Raw genomic sequence first — 12,668 nt, forward strand, 5'->3', positions numbered from 1 at the left:
GATGTTCGAGCGTTGCTAGAACGAGTTCTCTTTAGGGGAAAATGAAATTCACGATATTATGGAGAGGAGTTTTTGATAAACATGTGGACTGTAGAAAAAAGGTACCGTCGAATAGAGGAAGTAGAAATAGAGGAAATCAGTAACTTAATGGCAAAAGTTAAAAATTGTCCATGGAGACAAACGTTTCATATTCAACCGGAGATTGGACTTCTTAATGATCCAAATGGATTTTCTTTTTACAATGGTGAATACCATTTGTTCTATCAATGGTTTCCACTCGGGCCAGTACATGGTTTGAAATATTGGTACCATAAAAAATCTAAAGATCTTGTAAATTGGGAAAATGTTGGAATAGCCATAAGGCCGAATGATTATTTTGATAGTCATGGGGCTTATTCTGGAAGTGCAATTGAGCACAATGGAAATTTATACTTCTTCTATACGGGTAACACTCGAGATGAAAATTGGAAACGCCACCCATACCAATGCATAGCTGTCATGGATACAAATGGTCATATTACAAAAATGGAAAAACCAGTTATTTCTGAAATTCCAAAAGGGTATACTGATCATTTCCGTGATCCGAAAGTATGGAAAGAAAATGACACATTTTATGCTGTATTTGGGGCGCAGCGAACAGAGGAAACAGGTTGTATATTGCTCTATAGTTCTCTGGATCTTATAGAATGGACATTTGAAGGTGAAGTTGGTACGAATTTAGAAAAGTTTGGTTTCATGTGGGAGTGTCCAGATTACTTTGAACTTCAAAATCAAGGAGTACTCGTTTTTTCACCACAAGGAATTGAACCAGAGGGAGATAAGTTTCAAAACATTTACCAATCTGGTTATGTACTTGGTGAGAGGCTAGATTTAGAAAAAAAGGTATTAGAGCATGGTCAATTCATAGAATTGGATCGTGGATTTGATTTTTATGCACCACAAACGATGCTCGACCCAAAAGGTCGTCGAATATTAGTTGGATGGATGGGCTTACCTGAGATTGACTACCCAACGGATAAAAATGAATGGGCCCATTGCTTAACAATTCCTAGAGAATTATCAATTCACGAAGGGAAACTATTACAAAAACCTATTAAAGAACTTGAAAAACTTCGTAAAGAAAAAGTGGAAATAGATACTGAGATTGATAATGAAACAAGAAGATTTAAAGGTTTTTACGGGGAAAGTTATGAACTAAGCGCAGAGTTTACTAACTTTACTGCTGAAGAGTTTGGTATCGAACTTCGAGTCGGTGAAAATGAAAAAACAACGATAAAATATGATTCAAGGACAAAACAGGTTATCTTTGATCGGTCCTTATCAGGAGAGCCGGTCGGTGAAGCATTTGGAACAGAGAGAAAATGCACAATCGGATCTAGTACATTGACATTTCGTATTTTTGTAGATACTTCCTCGATCGAATTATTTATTAATGATGGAGAAGAAGTATTTACAGGAAGAATTTTTCCTTCCAAGGAAAGCCAAGGGATTCAATTTTATGCTAAAGGTGGTGCTGTCAATTTAGAAACATCTTTGTGGCAGTTAGATAATTCCCTAAATGAGTGAATTTCATAATTACCGAAAACGAGCCACGTAAACCTATATACAGTATCTAAGTAGTTAGGATATTAAATCAGTGGGGTTTTCCTTCATCCCCCACTGATTGTTAGTTTAACTTATACCACAGGCATAATAATAACTAATCATCAGCTTTCACTGATGAAAGTTATTCTATATCGGACCTTAAGGGGCAGTTAATCCCCCACCTAAACTTTTCGATTTTCTTAAGTTTTGAGGTGGGGGTCTTACTGCCCCTTAAGAGTGGGATAAAAGAAAAAGTATAACTCTCAATGAGTGGCGTATTTCTCTTTTCCACTAATTGAAAGTTAAATGTAGTCTAATAATAAAGGGGTGGCCAGATGTTGTGAATTTTCGTTCCTAATGCATCAGCAATCAAACGAGCAGTTTCAATGTTAGGTTTTTTGACTTTTCCGGTTCGTAAATTAGAGATTGTAGCAACGGTTAGACCAGTTAATTCGGCTAACTCTGAAGAATTAATATCCATTTGGGCCATAAGTACTCTTAGGTTTTTTCCAGGATCATCACTCACATATGCGGTTAGGTGATCGGTAGAAGTGTTTTCGAAAGAGTAATTGGCAATAGTTAAGAAAACCTTTTCGTTATTAAATGTCGAAATACACGTTCGTAATTCAACAGGAAGTTTCTTACCTTTTTTGTCTATATGCATGGATTTTAGTATAGTAACCCTTTCTTCTTGTAGATTATTAAGACTTTTCATTCTTAGTGAAAGGTATTCTTTTGCGATAATGTCTTTAAAAGACTTCTTTATTAATTCGGACCTACAATACCCCAGTATCTCACATGCCTTATTGTTTACCTCTAGAAATCTCCCTTTTTCCTGATTAGTTGTAATTTCTGAAATGAATATTGGAAAAGTAACCTCATTAAATAGCTTATGAAAAGTATCTTCCTCTGAGGTTAAGTTTTCAATAAGTGTATCTTCTTCGGTTGTATCTTTAAATACACCAAAAACACTTTCAACTTTACCATTCATAAAAATGGGTATTGTTGTTAAATTACCATAGATATGTTTCCCGTTTTTATGAATTAAAGTTAATTTTTCTGTAGGTGGTTGATCTTTCATTTCAGAGATCTCTCGAAAGCGTTCAGACCCCCACTTAATTTCTTTTGGATGTAACAAATTCATAAAGTTCATGTTAAGAATTTCCTCTTTTGAATATCCAACAATTTTATGTCCAGTAGGATTAATCTCAATAAATTGTCCGAATGAATTTACTTGGAATATCCCATAAGGGTAATTATCTAACAAGTTATGATACTTAATATTTAACCATTGTAATTGAAGTTCTGTATTTTTGTATTGAGTTATATTCTTTGAAATACCATAGATCTTTTGAACTTGATTGTTAACGATAGCTGGAATTAAGGATACGTGTACATGGATAAGCTTTTTTGACTTATGATAAAAAGTAGTGTCAAAGTTTTGAATATACCCTTGTTTAGCAAGATCTATTTTGTGTAACACTTTAGGTAACTCAATAATTGGTATAAAAGGTATGTAGCTCTTTCCAATTAATTCTTCTTTTGTATAACCAGATAAACGTTCTCCGGCAAGGTTTATATCTTTAATGATTCCGTTTGGAGAAATAGAAAAGATAGTATCTTCAAGATGGTTATATAGTGTGTTATCTGAATTTAATGATTGATTAATAACTTTTTTATCAATGGGTGGTAATGCTTCAATTGTTATACTAATGATTTTGTTTTCATGATTGATGTTAGGGATAAGTTTTGCTTTTACAAGTGTTGATTTATTTTCCTGATTAAGTAAACGTATTGAAATTGAAGATTTTGTCTTCTTTTGTGTAACTTGGTAAAGCATTTCTTGAGTATTTTTTCGATCATCCTCATGTATGTAATGGATGAACATTTTTTTACCGTGTGATATTTTGGACTCCATTGTTGGAAACTGTTGTTGAGGTGACGTATATAGGACAGTTCCATCAAGATCAATAACAATAATGAACAATTTGAATTCATTCCCTTCTTAGAAAATGTCCAAATTTAACTTTGGCCACACGCTGATGTTGTTATGCCAGTTTAAACTATATAGCCTTTTATATTAGATCAATTGTAACATATTGTAAAAAGAATGTGTTTTTTTCAAATATATTTATATGTATTTTACAGAAAAAACTTTATCCCACTCTTAAGGGGCAAGTAAGACCCCCACCTCAAAACTTAAGAAAATCGAGAAGTTTAGGTGGGGGATAAACTGCCCCTAAAGGTCCGATAAGTTGAACTAACAATCAGTGGGGGATGAAGGAAAACCCCCCACTGATTGAAGTTCAGCTTTATATACGAAAAAGTTTTTATGTTTTTGGTAATTATGAAATTTACTCAGTTATATAGAAATAAGGAAATAATGGAGGTGTTCTTAGTATATTTACGGAGACAAAGATGAGTTTGAATTAACTTTCATAGTAAGGGATAAAGTGACCTATCCTACTATGAAAGTTAAATTTTACTAAACTAAAATCGACTTTAATAAAAATGAAATCCTTAACCTCAACGTTTCATCTGCACTTTTTAAATCTCTTCCTATTATGTCTTCACACTTCTTAATTCGGTAAATGACGGTATTTCGATGTATATACATACTTTTTGCTGTCTCAGAAATTTGGCAGTTATTATTAAGAAAACAAGAGAGGGTTTGTACAAGATCTTGTTTTTCTTTATCTTCTGGATAGGCTAATTCCTTTAAAGTAGATTTGTAAAACTCCTTTAATTTTTGTGACGGTATTGTTTTCAATAACTCTGTTAGTTCTTTTGTTCGATATGTCTTAATAAAGCCTTCTTCATTTTCTCGATAGCCTATGCGCAGAGCTTCAACGGCTTCTTTATATGAAATAGAGATGTCTCTAACGTTTTCAGCATAGTTACTAATTCCAAACGATAAAGAAATGTTTGATGTTTGCAGCATATCTTGTTGTGTTTGATTAATGATCTCAAAAACTTCTTTTTCAATCGTTTCATTATAAAATTCAAAGCCGACTAAAATGGAAAATATGTCTCCTTTCGTAAATAAAATGCTATTTCCAAGCTGCTTAATTAACACGGTGTCAAGTAGATCATAGATAAGGTCTCTTTGGCTATGAATCTTTTTCTCTGCTTTTAATGAGTGTTTTTCTAATTCAATTTGATTAAGTTGATCTAATTTACAGGTAATACAAATATATTGTAATGATTTATCGATGGTATATATTTTCCCTCTATTGATTATTTCTTCTTCCGTTGCAATAACCCCATCCACTAAGTCAGAGAAAAATTCATTCTTCAACCTTCTTGATTGCTGCTCAATGGCGTGTAACCTCATGAATTCAAATGAAATCACATTAGCTGCTTGTTCCACAGCAAGTAAAGAAGAATACTGCTGCTTTAGAGAAGTTCCTAGTATAACGACATACCCTTTTTGTTGGTTGGTTGTCTGAATTGGATATAGAGAAAATTGTTTATATTCACTAGTTGTATCGTCTAATGGAAGTGTCAGAACTTTAAATTGGTTGATTTGTTCTTGATTTGTAATATCATGAATGTATTTATATACGGAGAAAAAAGCCTCTCGATCAATGTCCTTTGAAGACGCCATAATCTCTAGTCGTGTATTTAATAAAATCACAGAGACATCAAGAATAGAAGATAGGCTATTAATCACATTCGTTAACCCGCCGCCGGAAATTACAATGTCTGTAAATTCTCGATGAATACTGAGTGCGTAATTTAATTCCTCGGTTCTTTCTTTTAGGATCCCGCTTAAAGCCTCAGTTAACATTTCTCCAAGTGAATAATGTAACGGTAGCTCAATGATTGGGAAGTTTCGTTCATTTGCTTCCGTAATCACTTCTTCTGGAATTTCTTCAATATATCTTTTCGTTTTTAATCCAAGAGCTGCACAACCTTGTTCAGACATTTGTTTCACTAATTCAATTAGTGCAACTGGGTTGTTTTTAATTGAATAGGCAGTAGTGAGTAGTAACTGCCCTTGATTTAAATAATGAATAATATCAGGTGCATCCATAAGATTTACAGATTGGACAACGTTAGCTAAATTATGATGTCCGGCAACGACTTTAGCCTCTTTAAATGTTGGGAGAGCCAAAACCTCTACTAATTTCATCCTCAATCTACTCCTTTCTTACTGATAATATTTCGTTCGATAATTTATTGTTGTTTATACTGTACAAAAAAACGTAATAATCAGAAAGTTTTGTGTGATAAAACCTTACATAATTTGTCATTTGTTTGGATGATTCATACAAAATGGGGATTAAGTAATTGATATGAGGAGGAATTAGGGAAATGCAATTAGTCATTAAGAATGGAAAAGTATTTATTGATCAAACTTTTAAAAACGTCGATGTTTTTGTGAAAGATGGATTAATAGAAAAAATATTACCGATCGAACAACAAGAATTAGAGAACGGTATAACGGTTGTTGATGCTAATGGCTGCTATGTGTTTCCGGGCTTTATAGATTCTCATGTTCATTTTAATGATCCTGGAAGAGAAGAGTGGGAGGGCTTTGAGACTGGAAGCGAAGCAGCAGCAGTTGGTGGAATGACAACTATTTTTGATATGCCGTTAAATAGTAGTCCATCCGTTGTTAACACGAAGATTTTAGATGAAAAGAAGAAGCATCTCCAGACAAGATCTACGATTGATTTTGGTTTATGGGCCGGTATTACTGCTGACAATGTTAGAAATAAAGAAGAATTAAAGTTGATGAGAGATAACGGCATTGTAGGTTTTAAAGCATTTCTATCAGAAAGTGGGATTAGTGATTTTGCTTGTTTATCGAAAGAGCAATTGAAAGAAGCTATGCTTATATCAAAGAAACTAGGAACGGTCTTAGCTCTTCATGCAGAGGAAAATGAACAAATTCAAATGTATACGACGGCGCTAATAGAAAACAACAGAGTAGATCGGCAAGCTTTTTTAGAAAGTAGACCACTTAAAGCTGAATTTGCGGCGATTAAACATGCACTTAGTTTAATCGAACAAACGAAAGCTTCTGTACATTTCGTTCACGTAAGTTCTTCAGAAGCGATCGAATTGATATTTCAATATAAAGAGCAAGGTTATGATGTCACAGTTGAAGTTTGTCCGCATTATTTACTTTTTAGTGATCAAGACTTTTTGCAGAAAGGTCCGATTTTAAAATGTGCTCCGCCATTACGAGATTTAGAAACGATAGAAAAGTTGTGGGGATGTATTGAAAAAGGGTGGGTAGATACGATTGGTTCTGATCACTCTCCATGTCTTTATTCTATGAAGGAAGTAGGGGAAGAAAACATTTGGAAGGCTTGGGGGGGAATTCAAGGGGTTCAATTCGCTTTTCCTTTTTTCATAGGAGAGGCAACCAGACGAGGAATTCCTCTTGAAACGATTTTACCAATGATGACTGAAAATGTAGGAAAGCGCTTCGGACTTCGTAATAAAGGAACGATAAAGGTTGGGTATGATGCTGACCTAACAATTTTTAAGCCAAATGAAAAATATATAGTTACCAAATCTGACATTTTATTTCGTAATAAATATTCACCTTATGAAAACGTAGAAACAATAGGAAAAGTCGTTATTACGATTGTCCGAGGAAATATTGTACATGACGAAAAGAGGGAACTAAAGCCTCCGAACATTGGTTTAGAAATCAGTTACATTTAGATGAAACATCCAAAAAGATAATATGGTTTTGTGGATGGTGACTAATGACGATTAATCCTAGTCGCTTTAATATATGACTATAAGTTGCACATGGTTAGCAATAAATAAACGTAAAAAAGTTTGGACCTAACTTGGTAGAGGGGAGTGTTGGTTGATTTTGTTTTCTTAAATTCATGAGAGTATTACTAGAGTAAAAAAAATAGTAAGCAAATCAATGAAGAAGGAATAGAAAAAGGGAGGAAGTAGTATGAAGAAACAATTTCGCAGTTTGTTATATAGTTTTCTATTTGTTTTCGGTGCAATTCTAACAGCTTGTGGAACTAGTGTCGGTACAGAAACAAATATTAGTTCCGAAGTACAAGAAAGTGATAATCCAAAATCAGAAGTCTATAAATGGAGTCTTGGAATTAATACAACAGAAGGGTCTGTTAGAGATATAACGGCAAAAAAGTTTAAAGAAGTTGTAGAAGAAAAAACGGATGGTCGTCTACAGATTGATATCCACCTTGGGGAGTCTCTTGGTACTGAACAAGAGATGGTAAATATGGTGCAAGTTGGTGCTCTTGAACTACAGTTAGCTGGTGGTTTGTTTGCGAATATAGTTCCAGAATATAATACATTATCATTACCGTTTATCGTAGATGATTATGATGAAGCATATGCAGTATTGGATGGTCCTGTAGGAGATAGATGGAAAGAATTAGCATCTGAGAGAGGGTTCAAAGTATTAGCGCACACTGAACTTGGCTTTGCGCAGATTACTACTAATAATAAGCCCATTTATCATCCAGATGATTTAAAAGGATTGAGAATGAGAAGTCCGAATGAGGCTATTTGGATTGAAAGTTTTAGAGAGTTAGGAAGTGCTGTTTCAACGATGCCATTCACTGAAGTATATATGGCGTTGTCTCAAGGTGTTGTTGATGGTCAGTTTAATCCACCATCAGCTATATATGAAACGAATTTCCATGAAGTTCAAGACTATTTGGCGTTAACCAATCATTTTTACTGGCACGTAAACTTTATTATGAATGACGATTTATGGAATAGCTTAGATGAAGAATTACAAGAGATTATCCAAGAAGCCGCGTATGAAGCGAGAGATTTATCTAGGGCTCATATTCAAAAGAAGGATGCAGAAATGTTAGAAATTTTAAAAGATGAATTTATCGAAATTACTGAACCAGATATTCAAGCATTTCGTGATGTACTAGAACCTAAAATTGATAGTATTTCAAAAACGATACCAGCTGAAGCGGTGGAAGAAACATATAAGTTTTTAGAAGAGTACCGTCAGGCGAAAAATTAATTTAGAAGGTAGAGTGTGATGTAAGTAATTTAACACTCTACCTTTTAAACATAAGGAGGAAATAATAATGGAATATCCACGGAAGAGTTTTATTAATGTTATTATAAATAACTTTATTCAAGTAGTTGATGTATTTACTATACTGCTCATGTCTCTCTTAACAATTATTGTTTTTTTAGAGGTCTTAAGTAGATATTTCTTTAACTTTCCCTTTGCTTTCTCAGGAGAGTTAACAGCAATACTTTTTCCGTGGGTAATATTTATGGGTGCAATTATTGTTACTAAAAATGAGGGTCATTTATCAATAACTCACTTCCGAGGTTTATTAAGGAGTGAATTTCAAAAAATATTAATCATTGTGGGTAAAATTGTCATGTTATTTTTCGCTTTTTATATGTTTTTATCTAGTATTGAGTTAGCGAACTCGGTATCCGCTCAGAAGTTCCCAGTTCTTCAAATCTCAATGAATTGGCTGTATCTTTCAGGAGTTTTTGCTTTTGTTGGAATGTCAGTAGTTTTAACTTATCAATTATTTGAATTAATAAAAAATAGTATAAAAGATACTAGAAAGGAGGTTTGAAATGGTTTGGATGATGATTGTTAGTTTCGTCTTGTTGGTACTATTTGGTGTTCCAATTGCCTTTGCGATGGGAGCATCATCATTGTTATATATTCTTATAGAGGGTATTCCTTTGTCAATGCTTGCACAGCGTTTTTTTTCAAATACTCAATCATTTGCTTTTTTGGCAATTCCATTTTTTATTTTAGCAGGCCATTTAATGGTACAAGGAACGATTGCTCATCGTATCATTAATTTAGCTGATGTAATGGTTAGGAGGCTGCCAGGTGGATTAGGATGTGTCTCGGTTGTTACAAGTATGGGGATGGCTGGGGTATCTGGTTCTTCAGTTGCTGATGCTGCTTCGACGGGAAGTGTGTTAATCCCTGAAATGAAGCGGAAAAAATATTCATCATCATTTGCAGCTGCAATTAATGCATCAAGTTCTGTTGTTGGTATTATTATTCCACCAAGTACAACGATGATTATAATTGCTTGGTTAACGAATTTATCAGTAGGCCAAATGTTCTTAGCTGGTGTACTTCCAGGGATTTTAATTGGAATTAGTTACTTGTTGTATACGATTATTATCTCGATAAAAAGAGGGTATCCTCGGGAGAGTAAATCTTCATTTAAAGAATTATTGGGAAGCTTAAAGCATGCATCTTGGGCGATTGTCTTACCTATCTTTTTAATAGGGGCAATTGTATTTGGAATTGCGACAGCTACGGAAGCGGCAGCTTTAGCAGTTTTTTATGCATTGATTGTCGGTAGTTTAATATATAAAAAGTTAAATATTCAAAATATAATTGGAGCAATTAGAGACACCGTGTATGGAACAACAATCGTTATGTTTATGATTTGTAGTTCAATGATTTTTACTTACGTATTAATAAGAGAGGGGATTCCTAAGCTAATTTCCGATCTGCTACTATCTTTAGGGTTAGCTGATTGGCTCTTGTTATTTATCATGATTGTCATTTTATTTGCAGCTGGAATGGTGATGGAATTAGTGCCAAATTTATTCCTATTTATACCAATCTTTTTTCCTATCGCAACAGGAATTGGAATTGATCCAATGCATTTTGCCATTGTTATGTTATGTGCGTTAGCTCTAGGTCTGTTTACACCACCGATCGGGTCAAATTTATTTATTTCATGTCACCTAGCTGATATCAGTATTGAAAAAGCAACGAAAGATGTTGTACCTTTCTTTCTAGTAGGTGCAGTGGTTGTTTTTCTTGTTGCATATATCCCATTTTTGTCTTTGTGGTTACCTAGTTTATTTGGGTAAAAAGATTATCAATAGTCTCATAGAAAGATATTTAGAGTTTGATAGTTAAGCTTTATTGTATTTAAGTGCCTGTGAATTCATCATAAGTACTTAGTGTAGAGAAAATTGGAAAAATAACTTTTTTTGGAGTGCCAAATCAGTATTGGTGCTCCATTTTTTATTGATAAATTAACACTTTTATCAATTTAGGATACTGCTTTAACCTATCAATAATTTAGGGGAACGCTTCGGACTTCGAAACAAAAGATCAATTGAAGGATGGAAATGATGCAGATCTGACAATTTTTAAGCTAGATGAAAAATATATAGTTATCAAATCTGACATTTTATTTCGACATGTATTCTCCTTATGAAAAAGTAGAAACAACAGAAAAAATAGTTGCCACAATTGGCCGAAGAAAGGTTGTTTTTGACCAAAAAAGGGACCATAACACTACAAATATTAGTTTAGAAACTAATTACGTTAGATGAAGTGATCAAATAGGAAACTTGTTTTTGTATATAGTGACCAATGACGATCTTCTCTAGTCGCTTTAAGATAGGACTATAAGTTGCACCGAAACAGATGGATTGAGGTCAGCAAAAAACTGAATACTTGAAATGAATTATTAAAGGGGGCAACTTGAATGAGTTTACAAGTAAGTGGTGTTCGTAAGTTTTTTTATTCAAAAGAGGTTTTAAAGCAAATTGACTTTAACATCAAAGAAGAGGAATTTGTATGCATCCTTGGTCATAGTGGTTGTGGGAAATCTACTTTACTTAATATGATTGCTGGATTTTTAACTCCAGACGAAGGTGAAATCTATGTAAACGAAAATCGTGTGAAAGGTCCAGCAAAAGAACGGGGAGTTGTATTCCAAGAACACGCCTTATTTCCTTGGTTTACAGTAAGAGAAAATATTGCTTTTGGGCCCACCATTCAAAAAGAAAACAAAACAAAAGTAAATGAAAAAGTAGACTACTACTTAAAGTTAGTTGGTTTAGCGGAGTTTGCTGATCACTATCCATCTCAATTGTCAGGTGGCATGAAACAGCGTGTAGGAATTGCTCGGGCTTTAGCAAATGAACCTGAGGTGTTATTAATGGATGAGCCATTTGGAGCATTAGATATTTTAACAAGAGAGACGATGAGACGAGAATTGACAAGAATTTGGTCAGAGTTAAAACCAATTGTTATTTTTGTTACCCATAGTATCTCAGAAGCGATACATCTTGGGGATCGAATACTTGTGATGAAAGAAGGTCAGGTTGCAGCTGATTATAAAGTGAATATGGATCGGCCACGTGATCAACGTGATCCTGAGTTTACGAGATTAACAGAAGAGTTAGAAACTATTTTAATGGAGGAGAAGCAAAATGAGTACAGTCAAATCAGTTAAAGTAACGTCTGCTTATACAAAAGCAACTCCTACTAAGGAAAAAAAGAATTTATTTTTAGTATTAAAAAATGACTCGTTCCAAAGGGGAGTAACAATCGTTAGTTTCTTTGTCATCTGGCAAATTTTTGGGATGATGAATGCTCATTTTATCTGGTTTAATCCTGTCTATCTTCCAACTCCAACTGATATCTTGCAATCTGGTTTACGGATGATCGAGCAAGGAGTGCTTTGGAAACATATTTGGTCTAGTACTTCTCGTTTAGCAGTTGGTTTTTCTCTTGGAGTTATCTTAGCTGTTACTGCTGGATTTTTAATAGTACGCTACAAATGGATTGAAAATACTCTCGATCCGTTAGTGAATATGATTGGACCTATTCCGCCATTTGCGTTTCTTCCTATTTTTATCATTTGGCTAGGAGTTGGAGAAGTATCAAAATTAACGTTAATTACTTATTCTACAGCTTTACCTATGCTTGCTTATACGGTTGATGGTATCCGGAATGTAAATCCTTTACTAATACGATCAGCATTATCACTAGGGGCATCACAAGCAATGGTATTTAAAAAAATAATATTACCTTCAACGTTACCGGCTATTTTTGTTGGCATGCGTGTAAGTTTAGCTGTTGCATTTTCGGCAATGGTTGTATCCGAAATGATTGGAGCAGATGCTGGGTTAGGTTATATGATTATTGACTCGCGTAACTTTTTCATGATGGCAAATATGTTTCTTGCATGTGCTTTAATTGGGTTACTTTATTCGATTTTTGCAGGAATTCTTACAATGACTGAACGACGTATCTTCCGCTGGAAACAAGGAACACAGTTTACAGATGCGGTTAATAAAAAATAACAAATTGG

General features: G+C 34.1%; 9 protein-coding genes. 7 read left to right on the forward strand and 2 right to left on the reverse strand.

Annotated elements, in window-relative coordinates; translation table 11 throughout:
- Window positions 1–81: 81 nt before the first annotated feature.
- The gene (locus tag BKP45_RS10730; RefSeq protein ID WP_071389689.1) at window positions 82–1,566 is read left to right on the forward strand and encodes a glycoside hydrolase family 32 protein; all 1,485 of its coding nucleotides are present in this window, start codon (window positions 82–84) and stop codon (window positions 1,564–1,566) included.
- Window positions 1,567–1,897: 331 nt separating this feature from the next.
- On the opposite strand, the gene BKP45_RS10735 is transcribed toward BKP45_RS10730, so the two are convergent.
- Together BKP45_RS10735 and BKP45_RS10740 are read right to left on the reverse strand one after the other, a co-directional pair.
- On the reverse strand, window positions 1,898–3,571 hold the full coding sequence (locus BKP45_RS10735; RefSeq protein ID WP_071389690.1) for a PAS domain S-box protein: 1,674 nt from the start codon (window positions 3,569–3,571) through the stop codon (window positions 1,898–1,900).
- Window positions 3,572–4,069: 498 nt separating this feature from the next.
- Window positions 4,070–5,719 carry a PucR family transcriptional regulator gene (locus BKP45_RS10740; protein ID WP_071389691.1) on the reverse strand — a complete coding sequence of 550 codons (1,650 nt, stop codon included), beginning with the start codon at window positions 5,717–5,719 and terminating at the stop codon, window positions 4,070–4,072.
- A gap of 182 nt (window positions 5,720–5,901) precedes the next feature.
- Between BKP45_RS10740 and allB the strand changes: the two genes are divergently transcribed.
- From allB to BKP45_RS10770, 6 genes are all read left to right on the forward strand, one after another.
- Window positions 5,902–7,266: an allantoinase AllB gene (gene allB, locus BKP45_RS10745; RefSeq protein ID WP_071389692.1), complete on the forward strand. Its 1,365-nt coding sequence runs from the start codon at window positions 5,902–5,904 to the stop codon at window positions 7,264–7,266.
- Between the two features lie 247 nt (window positions 7,267–7,513).
- Window positions 7,514–8,575 carry a TRAP transporter substrate-binding protein gene (locus BKP45_RS10750; RefSeq protein WP_071389693.1) on the forward strand — a complete coding sequence of 354 codons (1,062 nt, stop codon included), beginning with the start codon at window positions 7,514–7,516 and terminating at the stop codon, window positions 8,573–8,575.
- A 67-nt stretch (window positions 8,576–8,642) separates the two neighbouring features.
- Window positions 8,643–9,155 carry a TRAP transporter small permease gene (locus tag BKP45_RS10755; RefSeq protein WP_245747435.1) on the forward strand — a complete coding sequence of 171 codons (513 nt, stop codon included), beginning with the start codon at window positions 8,643–8,645 and terminating at the stop codon, window positions 9,153–9,155.
- 1 nt (window position 9,156) lies between these two features.
- Window positions 9,157–10,428 (forward strand): TRAP transporter large permease, encoded by a 1,272-nt coding sequence (locus BKP45_RS10760; protein WP_071389694.1) that lies wholly within the window; start codon window positions 9,157–9,159, stop codon window positions 10,426–10,428.
- Window positions 10,429–11,054: 626 nt separating this feature from the next.
- Window positions 11,055–11,807, forward strand: coding sequence for an ABC transporter ATP-binding protein (locus tag BKP45_RS10765; RefSeq protein WP_071389695.1), 753 nt, complete (start codon window positions 11,055–11,057; stop codon window positions 11,805–11,807).
- Window positions 11,785–12,660 (forward strand): ABC transporter permease, encoded by an 876-nt coding sequence (locus BKP45_RS10770; RefSeq protein WP_071389696.1) that lies wholly within the window; start codon window positions 11,785–11,787, stop codon window positions 12,658–12,660. The genes BKP45_RS10765 and BKP45_RS10770 overlap by 23 nt, the downstream gene beginning before the upstream one ends.
- Window positions 12,661–12,668: the final 8 nt, after the last annotated feature.

The sequence above is a fragment of the Anaerobacillus alkalidiazotrophicus genome (genome assembly GCF_001866055.1).